The organism is Pusillimonas sp. DMV24BSW_D, assembly GCF_011388195.1.
Classification (GTDB): Bacteria; Pseudomonadota; Gammaproteobacteria; order Burkholderiales; family Burkholderiaceae_B; genus Neopusillimonas; species Neopusillimonas aestuarii.
The window spans coordinates 2,136,846-2,156,878 of the sequence record NZ_CP049990.1 but is presented as its reverse complement, the minus strand read 5'-3'; the positions used below and the strand labels follow the sequence as shown (position 1 = coordinate 2,156,878).

The 20,033-nt window shown below is 51.9% G+C and carries 17 protein-coding genes and 1 tRNA gene; 16 read left to right on the top strand and 2 right to left on the bottom strand.

Going from position 1 to position 20,033, the window contains the following annotated elements:
• The first annotated feature begins 1 nt into the window (after window position 1).
• From G9Q38_RS10475 to G9Q38_RS10465, 3 genes are read left to right on the top strand one after another with little or no spacing between them, the layout of a single operon-like run.
• On the top strand, window positions 2–3,145 hold the full coding sequence (locus G9Q38_RS10475) for an error-prone DNA polymerase (RefSeq protein ID WP_166130705.1): 3,144 nt from the start codon (window positions 2–4) through the stop codon (window positions 3,143–3,145).
• 56 nt (window positions 3,146–3,201) lie between these two features.
• Window positions 3,202–3,663 (top strand): GatB/YqeY domain-containing protein, encoded by a 462-nt coding sequence (locus G9Q38_RS10470; RefSeq protein WP_166130702.1) that lies wholly within the window; start codon window positions 3,202–3,204, stop codon window positions 3,661–3,663.
• Window positions 3,660–4,115 (top strand): PaaI family thioesterase, encoded by a 456-nt coding sequence (locus G9Q38_RS10465; RefSeq protein ID WP_166130700.1) that lies wholly within the window; start codon window positions 3,660–3,662, stop codon window positions 4,113–4,115. The genes G9Q38_RS10470 and G9Q38_RS10465 overlap by 4 nt, the downstream gene beginning before the upstream one ends.
• Here the strand turns inward: G9Q38_RS10465 and G9Q38_RS10460 are convergent.
• The gene (locus G9Q38_RS10460) at window positions 4,070–5,149 is read right to left on the bottom strand and encodes an alkene reductase (RefSeq protein WP_166130697.1); all 1,080 of its coding nucleotides are present in this window, start codon (window positions 5,147–5,149) and stop codon (window positions 4,070–4,072) included. The two genes, G9Q38_RS10465 and G9Q38_RS10460, sit on opposite strands and share 46 nt — an antisense overlap.
• Window positions 5,150–5,295: 146 nt before the next feature.
• Between G9Q38_RS10460 and G9Q38_RS10455 the strand changes: the two genes are divergently transcribed.
• The 4 genes from G9Q38_RS10455 (at window position 5,296) to G9Q38_RS10440 (ending at window position 10,628) form a co-directional block, all read left to right on the top strand.
• The gene (locus G9Q38_RS10455; RefSeq protein ID WP_114421607.1) at window positions 5,296–5,949 is read left to right on the top strand and encodes a potassium channel family protein; all 654 of its coding nucleotides are present in this window, start codon (window positions 5,296–5,298) and stop codon (window positions 5,947–5,949) included.
• Between the two features lie 15 nt (window positions 5,950–5,964).
• Complete coding sequence (locus G9Q38_RS10450; RefSeq protein WP_166130694.1) at window positions 5,965–7,332, top strand: TrkH family potassium uptake protein; 1,368 nt, start codon at window positions 5,965–5,967, stop codon at window positions 7,330–7,332.
• A gap of 116 nt (window positions 7,333–7,448) precedes the next feature.
• Window positions 7,449–9,737 (top strand): bifunctional diguanylate cyclase/phosphodiesterase, encoded by a 2,289-nt coding sequence (locus tag G9Q38_RS10445; RefSeq protein ID WP_166130692.1) that lies wholly within the window; start codon window positions 7,449–7,451, stop codon window positions 9,735–9,737.
• Between the two features lie 24 nt (window positions 9,738–9,761).
• The gene (locus tag G9Q38_RS10440; RefSeq protein ID WP_166130689.1) at window positions 9,762–10,628 is read left to right on the top strand and encodes a phosphate/phosphite/phosphonate ABC transporter substrate-binding protein; all 867 of its coding nucleotides are present in this window, start codon (window positions 9,762–9,764) and stop codon (window positions 10,626–10,628) included.
• Between the two features lie 42 nt (window positions 10,629–10,670).
• Here the strand turns inward: G9Q38_RS10440 and G9Q38_RS10435 are convergent.
• A tRNA-Pro gene (locus G9Q38_RS10435) sits at window positions 10,671–10,747 on the bottom strand.
• A gap of 204 nt (window positions 10,748–10,951) precedes the next feature.
• On the opposite strand from G9Q38_RS10435, the gene pgaA reads away from it, so the two are divergent.
• The 9 genes from pgaA to csgH all read left to right on the top strand — a co-directional run bounded on the left by pgaA (window position 10,952) and on the right by csgH (window position 19,949).
• Window positions 10,952–12,982, top strand: coding sequence for a poly-beta-1,6 N-acetyl-D-glucosamine export porin PgaA (gene pgaA / locus G9Q38_RS10430; protein WP_166130686.1), 2,031 nt, complete (start codon window positions 10,952–10,954; stop codon window positions 12,980–12,982).
• A gap of 8 nt (window positions 12,983–12,990) precedes the next feature.
• A complete protein-coding gene (gene pgaB, locus G9Q38_RS10425; protein WP_166130683.1) occupies window positions 12,991–14,829 on the top strand; it encodes a poly-beta-1,6-N-acetyl-D-glucosamine N-deacetylase PgaB in 1,839 nt (612 codons plus the stop codon).
• Entirely contained in the window at window positions 14,826–16,157 is a 1,332-nt protein-coding gene (gene pgaC / locus G9Q38_RS10420; protein WP_166130680.1) for a poly-beta-1,6-N-acetyl-D-glucosamine synthase, read from the top strand. The genes pgaB and pgaC overlap by 4 nt, the downstream gene beginning before the upstream one ends.
• Window positions 16,154–16,579, top strand: a complete 426-nt coding sequence (gene pgaD / locus G9Q38_RS10415) for a poly-beta-1,6-N-acetyl-D-glucosamine biosynthesis protein PgaD (RefSeq protein WP_166130678.1) — start codon at window positions 16,154–16,156, stop codon at window positions 16,577–16,579. The genes pgaC and pgaD overlap by 4 nt, the downstream gene beginning before the upstream one ends.
• A gap of 231 nt (window positions 16,580–16,810) precedes the next feature.
• The gene (locus G9Q38_RS10410; RefSeq protein WP_166130675.1) at window positions 16,811–17,302 is read left to right on the top strand and encodes a curli production assembly/transport protein CsgE; all 492 of its coding nucleotides are present in this window, start codon (window positions 16,811–16,813) and stop codon (window positions 17,300–17,302) included.
• Between the two features lie 17 nt (window positions 17,303–17,319).
• Window positions 17,320–17,772, top strand: coding sequence for a curli assembly protein CsgF (locus tag G9Q38_RS10405; protein ID WP_228276114.1), 453 nt, complete (start codon window positions 17,320–17,322; stop codon window positions 17,770–17,772).
• A complete protein-coding gene (locus G9Q38_RS10400) occupies window positions 17,769–18,719 on the top strand; it encodes a CsgG/HfaB family protein (RefSeq protein WP_166130673.1) in 951 nt (316 codons plus the stop codon). Before G9Q38_RS10405 ends, G9Q38_RS10400 begins: the two co-directional genes overlap by 4 nt.
• Before the next feature lie 87 nt (window positions 18,720–18,806).
• Window positions 18,807–19,568, top strand: coding sequence for a hypothetical protein (locus G9Q38_RS10395; RefSeq protein WP_119517016.1), 762 nt, complete (start codon window positions 18,807–18,809; stop codon window positions 19,566–19,568).
• Window positions 19,569–19,640: 72 nt separating this feature from the next.
• Window positions 19,641–19,949, top strand: a complete 309-nt coding sequence (gene csgH / locus G9Q38_RS10390) for a curli-like amyloid fiber formation chaperone CsgH (protein ID WP_158607279.1) — start codon at window positions 19,641–19,643, stop codon at window positions 19,947–19,949.
• The last annotated feature ends 84 nt before the right edge of the window (window positions 19,950–20,033 follow it).

The window sequence follows — 20,033 nt, the reverse complement described above, 5'->3', positions numbered from 1 at the left end:
CATGAAAACGTCACACTCAACCTTACCCGATTATGCCGAACTCGACTGCCTATCGAATTTCACTTTTCTGCAAGGCGCATCCCACCCCGAAGAGCTGGTACAACAAGCGCACCAAGCCGGTTACAGCGCCTTAGCCCTGGCCGACGAGTGTTCGGTGGCGGGCATTGTCAGAGCGCACATAAAGGCGCAGGAATGCGGCTTGCATTTAATTATCGGCAGTCGTTTCCTGTTGCATCAGAACCAGCATCGCTGTGGAGAATTGCTGGTACTCGTGACCAATAAAGAAGGTTACGGCAACCTGTGCCAGCTTATTACCCTTGCGCGTAGCCGGGCACACAAAAAAGTCGGCTATCAATTGAATTTGCATGACTTGGCGGCCGGTGCCCCTGAATTTCCGGAAATACGTCATTTGCCGGGTTGTCTGCTTGTTTTTAAGCCCTGGCTGCACCCACCTGAAACAAACTGGCAGCAGACCTTAAATACACTACGCACCCTTTTTCAAAGCCGGCTTTGGCTTGGCCTCACCCACCAGTTAACCGCCCACGACACTGAACACCAGCAACAACTTACCCAGGCATCACAGCATTGGCGTGTTCCCCTTGTGGCTTTGGGACAGGCCGACATGCACAAACGCTCCAGACGCCTGTTGCATCAGTTATTAACCGCGATACGGTTGGGTAAAACAATTGAAAATTGCGGCTACGCCCTACCCCAGAATGCCGAGCATTATCTGCTTCAACGTTTCCAGCTTGGGCTGCGTTTTACCGCCTCATCTTTGGCGCAAACCATTCACATCAGCCGGCAATGCCAATTTTCCTTGAATGAGCTTCGCTATCAGTATCCAAGCGACACAATACCTGCAAACCGTCATCCGGCAACACATCTGCGCGAACTCACTTACCAGGGCGCAAAGCAACGTTATCCCAACGGCATACCCAACAACGTTCAGCAACAACTGGAACACGAACTGGGCATCATTCAACAACTTGAATATGAGGCTTATTTTTTAACCGTACACGATATCGTCAAGTTTGCCCGCTCACGCAACATTCTGTGTCAGGGGCGTGGCTCAGCTGCTAATTCAGCGGTCTGCTATTGCCTGGGTATCACCGCGGTCAACCCTGCGCACAGCAATGCCCTGTTCGCTCGGTTCATCAGTGCCGAACGCAATGAGCCACCCGATATCGACGTAGACTTCGAACATCAGCGCCGGGAAGAAGTCATTCAATATATTTATGAACGCTATGGGCGACATCGGTCGGCTTTAACCGCCGTAGTCATTACGTACCGGCATCGCAGTGCTTTGCGCGACACCGGTAAAGCATTGGGTTTTGAAGCCGATATCATTAACCAGGTATGCCGGTCTTGCCGCTACTGGGATAAAACACAAACGCTCATTGATAAACTGGCTGAACAAGGCCTCGACCCTAACTTGCCTCGTGTTCAGGCCTGGGCTTCTTTAGCGCAATCGTTACTGGGGTTTCCCCGTCACTTGTCGCAGCACCCCGGCGGGTTTGTGATCGCCAATCAAACCCTGACCCGACTGGTGCCCATTGAAAATGCCACCATGCCGAATCGTCGTATTGTTCAATGGGATAAAGACGATCTTGATGCCATGGGTTTACTGAAAATCGATGTACTGGCTCTAGGCATGTTGTCGGCATTGCAACAGGCCTTGCAACTGTTAAGCCGGAAATATCAGCAACCCTTCCCCCTACACCGTATTCCTCAGGAAGATAAGGCAACCTATGACATGATCAGCCAGGCCGACACCATCGGCGTTTTTCAAATTGAATCCAGGGCGCAAATGAGTATGCTGCCACGGCTGCAACCACGCACCTTTTATGATCTGGTCATTCAAATTGCCATCGTACGGCCCGGCCCCATTCAGGGCGATATGGTGCACCCTTATCTAAGACGACGCCAGAAGCGGGAACCGGTTCAATACCCCAACCCGAAAGTGGAACATATCTTGTCGCGCACACTGGGTATCCCGATTTTTCAGGAGCAAGCGATGCAATTGGCCATGACCGCCGCCGGCTTCTCCGCCGACGAGGCCGATCAACTGCGTCGCGCCATGGCCGCCTGGAAACGCAAAGGCGGCATCAACCACTTTCGGCCGCGTTTAATCAGCGGGATGTTGTCACGTGGATACGACAGCCACTTTATTGAATTGATTTTGCGGCAACTGGAAGGATTCGGTGAATATGGTTTTCCTGAAAGCCATTCCGCCAGCTTTGCCAATTTAGCCTATGCCAGCGCCTGGATAAAATGTCATGAGCCCGCCATTTTCCTTGTAGCCCTGCTGAACGCGCAGCCTTTGGGGTTTTATGCGCCCAGCCAATTAGTGCAAGACGCGCAGCGCCATCAGGTCATTGTTCTACCCATCGATATCCAACACAGCCAATGGGAAAGTACTTTGGAAACGCACGCATCATCGCAGGGCGTCAGATTAGGGCTACATCTGGTAAAAGGGCTCAGCCATGATGCAGGCCGGCGTATAGAGACGGCCCGGAATACCCCTTTTTCCTCCATCCATGATCTGGTTACCCGGGCACGGCTTACCCGTCATGATACTGAGGCACTGGCGCAAGCCGATGCGTTAAATAGTCTGGCCGGCCACCGTTACCAGGCACGCTGGGCCGGCGCCTTGCTACCCACTCACGATTTACTGCAACATGCGCCTGTTCTGGAAGACAACACCCCCGTTTTTACGCCCCCAAACGAAGGCGAGGACGTGCTAAGCGACTATACCGCCACCGGTTTAACTTTACGGCGCCACCCTGTTGCACTATTACGAGCGCAACCCGAACTCGCTCGTTTTACCACCGCCAAGAACTTATTCCAACATTACCCAAACAAACGTCTGGCACGCGCCTGTGGCCTGATTACCATTCGTCAACGGCCGCAAACCGCAAACGGGATCATTTTTGTCAGCATCGAGGATGAAACAGGTATTGTGAATGTTGTCGTCAGGCCGGCACTGGCCCGGAAACAGCGCTCTGAGTTACTAGACTCCCAGTTGTTGGGCGTCTATGGCGTATGGCAACGTCAAGAAACAGTCTGTCATTTAATCGCTCATCGCCTGGTGAATTTGAATCACTTAATTCAAGGCTTAACAGTAAAAAGTCGCGACTTCCATTAACGCGTGTACAAGCCGTTAAAATAACCTCTTCGTCAACCCATCTTCAGGAAACGACCATGAGCCGCTCGCTCAAGCAAGACCTTGCCGACAACATCAAAACCGCCATGAAGGCCAAAGAAAGCGCCCGCCTGGGCACACTCCGCTTTCTACAAGCCGCTGTTAAGCAAAAGGAAGTCGACGAACGGCGGGAGCTCACCGATGCCGAGATTCTCGCTATTATTGAAAAGCAGGTGAAACAGCGGCGGGAGTCAATCTCCGCTTTTGAAAAAGCCGGCCGCACTGAAACTGCTGCTCAAGAACAGGCGGAGCTTTCCATTTTGCAAGAATTCCTGCCCAAACAAGCTGCTGCGGAAGAAGTCAACGCCGTCATCGACAAGGCCATTGCCGAAGTGACCCGCCAAGGTATTGAGGGGCCGGCGGCCATGGGTAAGGTCATGGGAATAGTTAAATCAGAACTGGCCGGCCGGGCCGAAATGGGCGCCATTTCCGCACAAGTTAAACAAAAGCTTGCACAATGACTAACCCGTCGAAAGAAAGTGTGGACTACTTCGGACTGAATATACCGTTTATGCAGTGTATTGGTCTGCAGCCCGAAAAGTTCTCCCCGGAGCTCACCCGCACACGTCTGCCCTGGCGTGCCGACTTAACCAACAGCCGCGGGGATATTCACGGCGGAACACTCATGAGTGCACTTGATCTTACGCTTAGCGCAGCAGCGCGTGCCAACGATCCGTCTACCAGCATGGCAACCATCGATATGGCCACGCATTTTCTTGCTCCGGCGACCGGCGATGTCGTTTTCGAGGCTCGCTGCCTGCGAATGGGAAAGTCAATTGCTTTTTGCGAAGGTCGGGCAGTGGATGATAAGGGTAACGTTCTGGTTACAGCCACTGCCACGTTCAAAATTATATGGCCGCGCCCCGATCAGGCAGCCTCTTCATCACAACGCAGCGGTTCCAACGCCGGATAATCAATATATCCGCCGGCTCCCTCGCCATAAAAGGTTTGTGTCACCGGCTCATTTAACGAGGCCTGCCTTCGGAACCGTTCAACCAAGTCGGGGTTGGCAATGAAGGGGCGCCCAAAGGCCACCGCCTCGGCCCGGCCCGACGCAACCATTGCGTCAGCCGTGTCAAAATTAAAGTTCTCGTTGGCAATCACCGGCCCACCGAATAATTCTTTAATTTTAGGTAACAGGCTATCCGGCCCTTCACTTTCGCGAACACACAAAAACGCCAGGCCTTGTTCGCCCAATGCTTCAGCCACATGAGAAAACAACGCTTGTGGGTTGTCATCACCCATGCTGTGCGCATCACCTCGCGGCGACAAATGCACCCCCACCCGGCTGGACGGCCAAACACTGCAACAGGCCTCCACGACTTCCATTAAAAAACGAGCCCGATTTTCCACAGAGCCGCCGTAATGGTCTGTTCGGCGGTTTGAATGATTGTGCAGGAACTGGTCGATAAGATAACCATTGGCCGCATGAATTTCCACGCCGTCAAAGCCGGCCTCACGCGCGTTGCGCGCCGCCTGCATAAAATCGGCAACAATGCTTGCGATTTCCGCTTGATGCAGGGCCCGTGGCGTGGCGTATGGCCGTTTTGGCCGCAATAAACTAACATCACCCTCGCAGGCAATGGCACTGGGAGCCACCGGAATTTCGCCGTTGAGCAACTCGGGGTCGGATACACGCCCCACATGCCACAATTGCAAAATCATTTTCCCGCCATGTGCATGAACCGTGTTGGTAATGCGTTTCCAACCTTCAATTTGCGATTTGCACCAAATTCCGGGGGTGTTTGGGTAACCCACCCCTTGAGCGGAAACAGAAGTGGCCTCGGAGATAATCAAACCCGCCCCCGCCCGCTGGCAGTAGTATTGGCGCATGAGTTCGTTGGGAACCCGGTTCGGTGCTGCACGCGTTCGCGTAAGCGGCGCCATAACAATACGATTCTTTAAAGCAAGACCGCCCAACTGGACAGGCTCGAAAAGACAGTTCATACACTCAACCCGATAATGGTTTACCCTAATACCATGAAATTAACACAAATTGAAAAAAGACACACTACTTATAGGGACTAATGACACATTCGTGCGCTTAGAACTGACTCACCACTTTACAATGGTCAAATAAACAAGGGGGAGAAATGGGGCAATTCGCCGTCATCGGCCTGGGTCGGTTCGGATCCGCAGCCGCGCTTGAGTTAATGAAACTGGGTCACGATGTCATTGGTATCGATTCCAGTGAAAAACTGGTTAATAAATATGCCGATCAGCTTAGCCGAGCCGTTATTGCCGACGCTACTGATCGAAAAGCCATTGATGAACTTGCCTTGGATGGCTACGATGTCGTTCTGGTCGGCATCGGGGCGGATCTCGAATCCAGTCTGCTGTGTGTTGTCCACTTAAAAAGCGCCGGTGTAAAAAGAATATGGGTCAAAGCCACATCGCGGGCCCATCACACCATTCTTAGCAAACTGGGAGTGGAACGAATTATTCATCCGGAAGACGAAATGGGGGTGCGAGCCGCCCAAACCCTAAGCTACCCGATGGTGGATGACTACATTTCGCTAGGCAACGGCCAATTCGTGGTTGAAGTCCATATTGGCGAAACGCTGAATAACGCAGAACTCAACGATTTCCTGGGCGCTCAGCCTGAAAAAATACATGTTTTGCTGGTCAAACGCAAAGCGGAAATCTTCGTACATCCGGCCGACGATTTCACTTTGCAAACCAAAGATGTCATGGTGTTGGCAGGCCAACTTGATGCTTTAAAACTTATCGCCCCGGCCTTAACCTGAAAATAATCAGCCTGCATGCGACACTGGCACCCACGACACACTCTCTACACCTACCGGCGCGTAAAGAAAACGGGGCGCATCAATGTCAGCCCGCCCCTCGTTCTAACCGCAGGCTTTGCCATACTCAGCCTGATTGGCATGGGGCTGTTGTTATTGCCTTTTTCAACACACCAGGGCGTTTCTGCGCTTGCAGCACTATTTTCCGCCGTTTCCGCCGTCACCATTACAGGGCTGACAACGGTTGATATCGGCACCACCTACACACCAGTCGGCCAGGCAATCCTTATCGGGCTCGTGCAAATTGGCGGGTTGGGTTTTGTCACGCTCTCGGTCACCGCGGCATTGGCATTGGGTAAGCGTATTAGCTTGCAACACCAGGCCCTGGCTCAGGAAGCATTCAATCAAACAAGCGTTTCAACCGTCAGGCAAATTGCGTACGCTATTATCAAAATAACCTTTGTTATTGAAATAGTCGGAATCGCCGTCTTTACACTTTGGTGGTGGCAAAACACCCCTTTTCTGCAGGCATTGGGCCAGGGTATTTTTCACGGCATTTCCGCATTTAATAACGCCGGCATGTCAATTTCAACCACACAAATCATCGACTACGCCGGTGACCCCGTTATTATTCTGGGCACAACCATACTCATTATCCTGGGCGGAATCGGATTCTCCGTCATTCACGACGTGCGTCAAAAACGAAGTTGGCGCCGGCTTATGCCATACACACGCATTGTGATTCTTGGCACACTGGCGTTGAACATCATTGGTTTTTGTTTGATTTGGCTTATGGAGCGCAACAACCCGGCGACCTTCGCCCAGTTAAGCATGGGCGATCAAGCACTGGCGGCGTGGCTGCAAACCATTACCACTCGAACTGCAGGTTTCAATAGCGTCGCCATAAGCGAGCTGAACGACAGCACCACCGTCTTGATGATGCTTTTCATGTTTATTGGCGGCGGGTCGCTTAGCTTGGCCAGCGGAATCAAAATAGGCACCTTCATTGTTTTAGTGGCTGCGGCTCGAGCCTATATATTCCAACACGCTCAACCCACATTGTTGAATCGCGCCATTTCTGAGGACACCGTTCAAAAATCATTAGCACTGTTGTTGATAACGTCATTATTGACCTTCTTTGCCACGCTGCTGATGACCCTCTTTGAGTCTGCGCCCTTCATCAGCATTCTGTTCGAGGTTGTTTCAGCGATAAGCACAACAGGTCTAAGCCGGGACTTAACGCCGACACTCTCACCGGCAAGCCAGATTCTGGTTATTTTGTTGATGTTCGTCGGCCGATTAGGGCCGCTCGCCCTCATATACAGCCTAAGCGCCAAACGCCGGGGCCACATCCGCTATCCTGAAACCACTTTCCAAGTGGGGTAAGTCATTTCTTTTTTTTGTCACACAGATAACGCGCTTTAACAAGCGCGTCACACTGTCACGAAATAATATCGAGAATTCATACCGCGACGGTCTGCCCATTCCAGAGGTTTCATGCAGTGCGCCCTTCTTTTGCTGTTTCCAATAGCCCGATCCATTGGGTCATTATTATTCTGGGTCTATCGCTTTTGTCGTTTCTCTGGGTTTCACATATTCGCCAATACGAGATCGCCTACAAAGAAGCCCTGGACACCCGTGCCACTGAACATAAAAACCTGGCCATCATCATTACCGAACACCTTCGACAGATCGGTGATCGCGCTGAGGCTTTGGGGCACTCAGCCATAGGCGGCCAATGGCAACCTATCCTGCTCCAACGTAACTTATCGCGCATTCTCGCTCAAGATCCCATCTTCAACAGGTTGACGCTTTATGATAAACAGGGCCGTTATTGGTTGAGCAGTCATGAGCAGGACCGTGCACCATTGCCCTCAACGTGGATGACACAAGTTGAAAATCAATTGCGCCAATACGGCGACACAGTTTTCCTGCCGACGCAAACACATCAGAAAGACCCCACTGAGGCGTCGGGAAAGTCAACACCGCCAAAATGGCAGCTTCCACTTTTGTTACCCATTGTCAACGGAGACGCTCAATCCTTAACCGGTGTTTTATATATAGAAATGGACGTCGGATACCTCACGCGTCTGTATCAAGATATTCATTTGGGCCAAAGCGGCATTATTCAATTATTGGACCGCGACAATGTGGAACGACTCCGCACCAACCATAGTGGGGTGTTGGCATCAGGACCGCAGTTGAATTCCAAAAGTTATCAAAGCCTGTTGAGCAGCAAACCCGAACTTGGCTGGACAGTGGCCGTTAGCCAACAATATCGCGATATTCTGGCTCCCATCGAAGCGCGTGAACAACAACAAAAATGGATTTACCTATTACTAACCAGTGTCGTGGTCGGCGTTCTGGCCTGGTTATTGAAAATGATCAGCGAGCAACAGAAAACCATTAGCGCGCTGCACCATGCACAAGACGACAATCAGGCACTAATTGAACGGCTTGAAACCGCACATCGACGCAGCAGTCTCGCCGCGTCGACCGACCACCTAAGCGGCCTTTTCAACCGCCGTCAACTTATGGAGATCGGCACACGCGTCATTACCCAACAACGTGCCTGTCGAAAATTACTCGCCGTGCTGTTTATTGATCTTGATCGCTTCAAATCAATCAACGACACCTTAGGCCACAAAACAGGTGACCTACTTCTGCAGGCGGTGGCCGGACGTATTAAGCGGCTTTTGGAGCCCGGCGATTACGCTGCAAGGTTCGGGGGCGACGAATTCGTGATCTTGCTGGCCGGTGATCGCACCGAGAACACGATTACAAGCTGGGTGCAAACGCTGGTTGCACGCCTTTCCGACACCTATGCACTTGATGGTACTGAACTCAATACCAGCCCAAGCATAGGCGTATCAATATGCCCACGCGACGCTCAAAATATCGACGAGTTGATACGTAGCGCCGACAACGCCATGTATTCCGCAAAACAATCCGGACGCGGGCAATATCGATTCTACGACCCCTCATTGAATACAAGCAGTCTGGAAGCCTTTCAAATTGAGCAATCATTGATTGAAGGGCTGAAAAAACACGAGTTTGTGTTGCATTACCAACCGATGATCGACCTGGACACAATGAGCATCGTAGGCTATGAAGGGCTCGTTCGATGGCAACATCCGGACCACGGCATGATCTACCCAGACCGATTCATCACAATCGCCGAACGCAGCGGGCTGATTATCGAAATGGGTGAAGAAGTACTGCGTTTGGCCTGCGAACAACTGAAAGCCTGGCGGCAAGAAGGTTATGAAAGACACATCAGCATCAATGTCTCGGCATTACAACTTGCCTCCGACAACTTCAGCAGCATGGTGCTTGATTCATTGGAGCATTTCCAAATTTCTCCTTCAACAATTGAGCTGGAAATTACGGAAACCGCCATCCTAAACCGCCCCGAAAAAGCGCTTCATCACCTTGAGCGCTTGCGCCGTCACGGCATCGGAATCAGTTTGGACGACTTCGGGCATGGCTATGCAGGTTTTGCACATCTGTACAACCTGCCTATCACGAAACTCAAAATTGATCGCAAACTGATTGCGCCACTATCGAATCGTCACGACGACAGCCCCATCGTGTCGTCCACGATTGCACTGGCAAAAAAAATGAACTTGCAGGTTGTCGCCGAAGGCGTTGAAACGCTGGAGCAGGTTGTGTATCTGAAACTGGCGGGGTGCGACCTTGCGCAAGGTTATCACTTCAGTCGACCACTGGAACCAAACGCCATACTGGCCCTTGAGACTTCCTTCGCCGGCGAGCACGCCACGCTATCCTGAAAAATCCTTTCACCCTCTAACGCAATGTTAAAGCAGCTGACTCTATTTGTATTATTGTTCTTTCATCTAGGCATCACGCCTGCCGCCGGAGCAACGCCCCCTTATTGTTCCCAAGAGCATATTCGCATCGGCGTTATTCCAAAAAAACCCATGGAAACGCTCACCCGAGAATATCAACCCCTCATTCAGTATTTAAGTGCACACCTGAATCTTCCGGTTGAAATGGTTCATGCAGAATCGTACGACAGTGTCATTCAAGCGTTGATTTCAGGCGGCATCGATATTGCCTGGCTGGGTCCGGCAGGCTATTTAATGGCGCATGCTCAAGAACCACGTATTGAAGCGTTCGCCAGCCTGACCATTGAACAAGGACGCTTTACGCCTGCCGGAAATTACTATTACTCGATACTATTGGTGCACAGCGACAGCAACATTGAAACAATCAGCCAATTGGAAGGCAAAGATGTTGCCTTCAGCGAACCGTCCAGCACTTCCGGGGCTATCCTGCCACGGCGTGTTTTTTCAAACCTTGGCAATGGCAATCTGGAGCGTTTCTTTGGGTCTCTTATTTACACAGGCTCACATGACCGCTCAATCGACGCCCTGCTGGATAACCGCGTCGATGCTGCATTTGTTGCAAGCGTACGCGCCGACGACTATATCAAAAAAGGAAAAATGCGCGAAGAGCAGCTAACCGTTTTGTGGAAATCGGCGCCGCTGCACTATGACCCCTATGTTTTCAGTGCGTCGATATGTGAAAGCCTGAAAACTCAAATAAAGAATCTATTACTTAACAGCGGGCAAAAATTGAGCCGCTTTCTTGATTCTCAACAAGCTCTTGGCTTTGCGCCAGTGAACCACTCAAACTACGAAAACGTGCTTAAAAAGTAAAAAAAGGGTTACAGCAACAATGCTGTAACCCTTTTTCATATTTGGTCGGGACGGAGTGATTCGAACACTCGACCCCTTGCACCCCATGCAAGTGCGCTACCAGGCTGCGCTACGCCCCGAAAGAACGTGATTTTAGCATAGATTTTTCCTCATTTTTCCGGCTAATCGGTTCGGCCTCCGCCAAACAAATTAACCCTTTTATATCAAGCATTACCGCGCAATGGTGTACGTCATCTTGCGCATTTCACCATGCTCTTTTGATACCTATAGTTTGCTTCATACAAGCTGTATCAAGTTGTCATAAAAAACAAGGAAAAATGAGCATGCTCCGCCCCTTACTATGGTTTGTTCTTGGTGCACTGATAACGCAATCCGTCGGCGCTCAAAGCATCGGAGTTTCTATTGCCGACCAGCAAGAGAGCCCCGCTCAGTCAGACATACCTGCATTATTGCGCGCTCAAAATGATTATGAACAAAAGCCCGCAGACAACAACACACTTCTAACCTACATTGCAACGTTGCGCGCGGCACGCCTTTCAAGCGTTGCGTATGCACTGGCGCAACAGCATCGCGACTCGATTTCCGCCGACCTGCTGCGCGAACTGACAGTTGATTACGCAGCGGAACTGACAAGACTCTCTTTGGCTCCAGCACGAAGTGAAGCAGAGCGATATCGGCTTGCCGATCGCGCTTTGGAAATCTACGACGCGCTACTTGAAGCCAACAATGAAATATCGGTTACGGAAACAACAAATCACAGAATCTTTTTTGACCGCATCCAGGCCCTGCACGCCAGAAAACGTATGGTCGAGGTGGTTCAATCTTATGAACAATTGCGTGCACAAAATATCGTTATACCGGCCTACCTTCTAAATGAAATTGGTGATGCCTATCTTTACCTTGAGCAACCCGAAAAAGCCGCCACACTTTACCAAACCAGCCTGATAACGAATGCGGCTGCTCCTCGTGACCGTTCCGAGGTCATCAAAGAAAAAATCGGGCGCTATTATGCGCTGCAGGAGCAAGGCCGCTGGACGGAAGCCTATGCGCTGATTGAAACCACCTATACCGAAGAACCGCCCTGGCGTCGATTGCCTGGGGTAAGCCAGCCCCTGCCCAACGATTCATACCTTGAAGTTGCGCGCACGTGGGCGGTTGCTCCCTTATTTCATAACGACCCAGGCCTGGCCCTTGAGCGTCTGGAGACTTTAACCGAAAGCGCTCCCCGCGATGCCGGCTTAAAAATAGAGTTGGCTAACACGCAGCGTGCATACGGGCACCCCCGAGCCGCCCAATTTACGTTAAAGCAGGCGGAAGCCCTTGCCCCACTGAACCCTGACTTACTCGCCGCCCAGGCACAAACCGCCCTTTCCCTTCAAGAATGGGACCAAGCGCAAGAGCTGGTTGCATTCACCCAAAAGCATTACCCCGAACTCAAAACCACCCAGCACCTGCAAGAGGACTGGGCGACCCATGAGAAATGGGAATTGCTTATTGGCGCGCAGAAGACCTTCAGTTCCGACAGCCCCGTGTCCGGCAGCGGTGAGCACGCGTTGGAAACCACCCTTTACAGTCCTCCAATCGCATCGAACTGGCGCGCATTGGTTGGCGCGGGTCAAACCAACGCAACGTTCAATGACGAACCCTTACGTAATCGATGGGTTAAAGGCGGTGCGCAATGGCGCGCCGGCAATACAACAATCGAAGCCGGCCTGATCAGCCAGCGTTACGGTTATGGCCAAAAAACAGGGGCATACGGCAATTTCGAACAAAAACTAAGCGACGCCTGGACAGTGGGCGGCGCCCTTGCGTGGCGCACCCCGGCAACACCGCTGCGCGCCCTTGCCGACAACATTAGCACCAACTCGGCACAAGCCTGGATACGCTGGGCCCCCAATACCTACCGGGAATGGACATTCAGTGTGGCGCCCTCACGCTTCAGCGATGGGAACCGCCGGGTTGAACTACGTATATACGGCAAAGAGCCGATCAAACAATGGTCCACCGTACGTCTGGACGGGGAAATAGAAGTATCCGCCTCGTCGAACACCAAAGAGAACACACCTTATTACAACCCCAAAGCCGATTTTGGCGTTCTCGCCGGGGTGCGACTCACGCACCTGCTTGAACAACGATATGAATCCCGGCTGGAGCACTACGTGCAATTACTGGGAGGTTCATACAGCCAGAAACACTTCGGCACCGGACCGATGGCAGCCATTGGATACGGCATCAGTTGGCGCGCCAATCGCAACCTGGAGATCTCGTCGTCCATTTTAGGCATTCGACGACCGTATGACGGCAAACAAGAAAAAGAACTCCGCCTGGCTTTGAACATCAGTTTACGCTTCTAGAGGGCATTATGATGAAACTATTCTCAACCTATCGCCCTGCTATTAAGGCTGCTTTTATAAGCTGTGTACTGGCATTTGCAGGTGGGTGCCAGAACTTTGAAAAACAAAGCGACATCGAGTACACGCCCCCGGCTCAACGCACACGAGCAGTTACCGAAGCCCCCTGGCCCAAAAATCATTTTCTGGTACTTGCCTACCACGACGTTGAAGACACAAGCCCGGATCAAACCTTCGTCAGCGTTCTAACCGAGCATTTAAGGCAACAGTTTTCCTGGCTGCAAGAAAACAACTACGTTCCGGTTAGCATCGACCAAATACTAGACGCAAAGGCCGGCAAAACCTCTCTTCCCGACAAAGCGGTTCTGCTGACGTTCGACGACGGCTATCAAAGCTTTTACCAGTATGTTTACCCTCTTCTGAAAGCCTATCAGTGGCCGGCGGTTGTCGCCCCCGTTGGCGTGTGGACGGATCCGCCTCCGGGAGCCAGTGTGCGCTTCGGTGATCTCGATGTGCCACGGGAGCGCTTCCTGACCTGGGCTCAGATAACGGAAATGTCTCGCTCCGGACTGGTTGAAGTTGCGGCACACTCGAATAATCTGCATTTCGGAATACAAGCCAATCCGCAGGGAAATTTACAACCGGCCGCAGCCGCCCGCTTTTACAACCCGCTCACGTCAACTTACGAATCAGACAAAGCTTACCGGGCACGTATTTCCAAAGATGTTGCCGCCATTTCAGAAAAGATTACCCGCGCCACCGGTCGCCCACCAAGAGTATGGGTATGGCCCTACGGAACCAGTAGCGGGTTAGCCGCGCAAGAAATTCAGAACGGCGGCTACTCAATGCTGCTGACGCTGGAAGATGGGCTTGGAAACACGAGCAATCTCACACATGTTCCCCGTTTGCTCATTTCAAATGATCCTGTGCTACCCAGCTTTGCAAACGCTGTCGTTGCGCAGGAAAAGCCGCAAATAATGCGTGTAGCCCACGTGCGTCTGGATGATGTGTATGACACCGATCCAGACAGAATGAACCAAAAACTGGGCCAACTGATTCAACGTATCGCCGACTTGCAAATTACCACCATTTTTCTGGATGCCGACGCCGACACCAATTTCGATGGGAATCCGGACGCACTTTACTTTCCCAACCATTTGCTTCCCCTTCGCGCCGACTTGCTTAACCGCACAGCTTGGCAACTGCGTAGCCGAGCATTTGTTGACGTCTATGCATCGCTTTCGCCTGACGCAGTCAGAAAGGTGGCACGCAACGATTTCGACACCCTAACCCTGTTTGAAGACCTGGCACGTAACGCCATTTTTGCCGGAATCCATTATCGCGATAACGCAGACACGCAGCTTACACAAACCATCACACAAAGAATGCGTGCGATTCGGGGGCAAGAACTGAAAACCGCGGCAACGGCCGAGGCAGGCTACCACGACACGACTCAACAGCTTCAACCTCAAACACTCAGCGTTCTATCTTCAATGTTGGAACAACATGACTGGGTAGTACTGGAGCTCGCGTCTATAACCGGTCAAAAAAACGAGTCTGCGCAGCTCATTCAACAGATATCCCGGCAGCTGAACCTGTCTCCCATTTCAGCGCAACGGCTCATTATCAGCTTCATTACCGCAAACCAACAGGTTAACCGTCACTCAAGCGGCGCCGACGCAGGAGCAAGCGCGGATCACGAAAGCACCTACCTTGCCCAAGCCATGCGTCAGCTCCAACTACGAGGACACATGAGTTACGGATACAGCTATGACGATTTCCTGCGTGATCGCCCTCGAATGGACGTGATTCGCCCCGTTTTCTCCAACGCATGGTACCCACTGAAATGACTGAACGAATAATCGCATTTGGCATCCTGCTCATTATGCTCGGCGCGCCCGCCGGCGTCATTCTTGCAGCCACAAGCCAATATTTAAGCAGTTTCGTCTTCTATTATCCGTTGACTATGTCAGGGATTTGGGTCGCCGGAGGATTGTTCTTCTGGTGGAAATGGGAGCGACATTGGAAATGGGGCCCCGGCGCCCCGCCCCCTGTGCTCAAGGGTGAGCCTCTCATTTCCATCCTGATTCCCTGTCACAACGAGAGTGACAATATTCTGGATACCCTGGATGCCGCAATCGGTCAGCGTTACCAAAACATCGAAATTATCGTCATCGATGACGGCTCAACCGATAACACAGGGGCACTATGTGAGCACTATGCCACGCTCAATACCAAAATTCGCGTTATCCATTTGGCGCACAACCAGGGTAAGGCAATGGCGTTGCGTATGGGTGCTTTGGCCGCCAAAAGCGAATATCTGGTTTGCATTGACGGCGACGCCATGCTTGAGCCGGACGCCTGCCAGTACCTGGTGGCACCCCTGGTTCAACAAGACACCGTCGGTGCCGTCACCGGCAACCCCCGTATCCGCACACGCTCAACGCTGATCGGCCGCATACAGGTTGGAGAGTTCTCGTCAATCATCGGGTTAATTAAACGCACCCAGCGCATTTACGGCCGGCTCTTCAGTGTCTCGGGAGTAGTGGCTGCGTTCCGTCGCAGTGCCTTGCACGACGTAGGCTACTGGAGTCTGGATATGATCACCGAAGATATCGACATCACCTGGAAGCTGCAGTTAGGACGATGGAGCGTATTTTACGAGCCTCGCGCCCTTTGCTGGATCCTGATGCCCGAAACGCTGCGTGGACTTTGGAAGCAACGCTTACGCTGGGCTCGCGGCGGCGCTGAAGTCTTTCTTAAAAACTTACCGATATTGTTCAACTGGAAGCATCATCGCATGTGGCTTCTGATGCTTGAATACGCCCTCTCAACATTTTGGGCCTTTTCGCTAGCCGTTCTGGCCGTGCTTTGGCTTTGGGGGCAGGTATTCGGTCTGCCATCGCAATTAAGCGTCGCAGAATTACTCCCCCCCTCCTACACCGGTTTGATCCTGGCATTTGTCTGCTTGTTTCAGTTTGGCATCAGTACCCTGATCGACCGGCGCTATGAGCCGGGCCTGACACATTCTCTTTATTGGATTGTCTGGTACCCGTTTGTGTATTGGCTGATCAGCCTTACCACCACTATTTGCAGTTTCCCCAACGTCATGCTGCGACTCCGGCGTCAACGTGCCCGTTGGACCAGCCCGGATCGCGGAATCAAGGAGCAACCATGATTACTTTATTACACACCCGGTGTTCACGCGTAACGCGGATCGTTGACAGCACACTAACCGCTTTGGGATGGACAGGTTTTCTCTATCTCTGCATAAACGATGCCCGCGCAGTCACTCCGCCACCGCTTTCAAATTTGTCAAATCCAACCGCCTTTCTCTGGTTCGTTGAAATTTTCCTGATTACTGTCGTGGCCCTGACGTCCTGGTCGCTCTACAACAAAAGTCGGTATTGCCCTCGCCAAACAGCCTCGGGAAAGCCGATTACCAGCGAAGCGTTGTCCTCATCCTTTCATCTTCCTTCGCACGACGTAATAAGACTGCAAGACAGTGCGCTTTCGGTCATACATCACGAAGAGAACGGCGAAATCAGCGAAGTACAAACACCGCTATCACCCCCACCGAACCTGCGTTTGATTGCCTGACAACCTGCGTGCCCGACACACTCTCAATCGGCCATTTGAACTAATTCCTTAATTCAATCCGCGTACGTCTAAAAACTTTCCCGTTCTAGTTCTTTTACCGAATGTGTAAGGCCGCGCGGATCCTTATCATGAAATCATAAATGTAAAAGCGAATTTCAAATTATGCGCAAAGTTTGAATGTTTGTAAGTTTGCTCGGACCTTTGAAACATTTGCCTCTAAGGACTATTGAAATGAAAGCCGCACACGCAAAGCTGCTTCTTTCGCCCACATTACTGGCGCTGACATTGTGTCTGGCGACTTCTGCCGCGTGGGCGACAAACGATACGCCTGAAAACGGCAATGGCCGCCTTAACGGAAGTACGGACGCCGAAAAAGAAAGCCGGCGCCTTTTGGAGGACCCTCTAACCGGCATTGTAATTAATAGAACAGTGACGGTACTGGGAAAAGATTTTTATCACTACTTTGTGACCGCCTGGAGACATAAGGATGGTGACAACCGCTACACGCTAACCGTATACGAGCGGCCCTCGGCACGCTGGGGAAGCGAAATCTGGATTGAGTATCAACGCAATCAGATGTTCCGTATTTTCTTGTCCCCTGCACGCCAGGCCGCTAGAAAAATTAGTGAGGAAGCGGCCGAGATTGTGCATCGAAACATTATCGAAAACGAGATTCGCAAAGCGCTAATACAAAGCCAGGATCTCGCCGACGAAGAGTTGTGAACCCCGGAGAAAACATCATGAACACCAAAATCCACCGTCGACGTCATCTCGCCGCCCTCTTCGCCGTAATGGCATGCACCACGCATGTCGGCGGTAACGCGACTGAGCTGGTGTACTACCCCCTCAACCCCTCTTTTGGCGGAAACCCGTTGAACGGCTCGGTGTTGCTTAACTCCGCGCTGGCAACCAATAAACACACTGACCCTGACCTGGACGACCAATCACCGTTAGAAGGCCAGCAAACGCCTCTACAGGCCTTCCAGGAAAGTCTCGAACGGGCGGTGTTATCGCGATTAACTTCCGCCGCGACCTCGAACTTATTTGATCCGGTCACCGGAAAACTGGTGCCCGGCACGGTAGAGACAGGCAGTTTCATTATCACCATCAGCGATACGGGGAATGGCACGTTAGCCATTAATACGCTGGACAAAACCACCGGCAGCAGCACAACTTTCGAGGTGACACAATGAATACCCAAGCACTTCATGCCCAAGCGCGCACATCATTCCCGAAAGGCGCCAAACTTGGCTTGGCTTTGCTTTGCCTCGCTCTAAGCGCCTGCGCCCCGCTACAAAAACCGGCTGAAGTGGCCAACCAGGCCGAACTCACGCCTGCCACGCCGTCGACACACGACTTGTTCAAGTTGCCACCGCCCAAAGGAAAAATCGTGGTGGCCGTTTATGGGTTCAGAGATCAAACCGGTCAGTACAAAGCCGCGCCCGACAGCTCATTTTCGACAGCGGTCACACAAGGTGCGGCGGCCATTCTGATTAAAGCCTTGAAAGACTCAGGCTGGTTCACACCCGTTGAGCGCGAAAGCCTTCAAGAGCTCCTAACCGAACGCCGTATTGTTCGTGCCCTGGATGGATCACAAGACAAAAACGCGCCCGCCATCCAAATTCCAGCACTCGTTCCCGCCTCGATTCTCATCGACGGTGGCGTTATCGCCTATGAAAGTAATGTCAGAACCGGCGGCCTGGGCGCGCGCTTTCTGGGCGTTGGTCTCTCGACACAGTATCGGGTGGATCAAGTCACGATTGCACTGCGTAGCGTTGACATCCGGTCAGGCCAAATTCTGCAGTCGGTATCTACAACCAAAACCATTTTCTCGTATGAGGTGCGCCCCAGCGTTTTCAAGTTCGTGAACTTTAAAGACCTTCTGGAAATTGAAGGCGGCATTACCCGCAACGAACCCGCGCAATTAGCCGTGAAGGAAGCCATTGAGTCGGCCGTTATTTATCTGACGGTGAAGGGTTTGAAAGACGGCCAATGGACTCTGCTTAATGAAACGGATTGGAATTCGCCGATTATCCAGGACTATCTGCGCGAAGAAACCAACTACTCCGTCCCAATACAGACAGCCGACGCAGTCGCAAATACCGGCCCGGACACCGCCAATTTCCCGCAATCGCAATAAAGCTTGCCTTCGGGCAAACCAGGCCTGCTACCAAGACCGGCAGAATCCTGGTGCAGCAAATCTGGTCTTTTATTCAGGAGAGTAGCAATGCGTATTTATCAACTGACTTCATTAGCCTGCGGGTTAACCCTTGCATTTGGCGTCGCGTCATCAGCAATGGCTGAAAATACCGCCACCATCTACCAAAATGGTTTCGGCAACGATTCATCGATTGAGCAGTATGACAATCAGAATGCGGCGGCAACGGTTACAACTTATGGCAGTTTCAATGACAACGTGGTGATCCAGCAAGACACCCAGTCTACAACCGCCAATATTCTGACCAGTTGGGGTAATAACAACGACAACTACATTAACCAGGAAAACGTACAGAATTCCAGTGCCGACGTTTTCCAAAGCGCTGACTTCAGTAAAGTCGTAATCGAACAGGGTGGCACAACTGCCCTGGTTGGCGGTGGTTGTGGTTGGTTCGGCTGCTGGCCGGGCTATCCCGTTACCGTTGACGGCACCAACCAGGTTGCCGCTGTGAATCAGCTCAGCGGCTGGGGGCATGACGCCTATATTGGCCAAACAGGCCATAACGTGTCATCCACCATCACACAAAGCGGCCATCGCAACAAAGCCGTTAGCGTGCAGCGTGGTACCGGCGGTGATCCCGACAGCTCCATCATCACCCAATCGGGAAGCCATAACTTCGCTTCAGTCGACCAATACGGCAAAGACCTGACGTCAACCGTATCACAAACTGGCGGCTACAACGTTGCCAACGTGATGCAAAGGCATTCAGGCCAAACTGCAACGGTCACACAAGTGGGTTATTTCAACAAGGCCAATGTCATCCAACATTGATCTAATCCAATCCCCACAACATCCGCGTCAGCTGATGTTGTGGGGCACGCGCAACGCATAATGAGTCAGCCCATGGATACCGATCTGAACTTTGAAATCTGGTTAGGGACTTATGACCAGAACAAACCCGCCGTCATCGTGCCTTATATCCGCAGTACCGAAAGCCAGGCGCTTCAGTATCTGATTGAAGCGGTCAATAAAGGACGCTCGGGAACAAGTCGCACCGCCCAATCAGGCCACGTAAACGTAACGGCAAATCAACCCCAGGCGCTCACTCAGCTAGTCATATCGCGTAACGACAGCGAGTACTGCAACATCACTATCGTGATCGAAAACGTTCAGGGGCATCACAAAACATTTCAATTTGAATGCAAGCAATGACCGCAAAAGTAAGGTAACAGGATGATTTATATCAATAAATACTCATATTCAGCTTGCTGTAAATCAAGCCGGGCGGTAGGATAA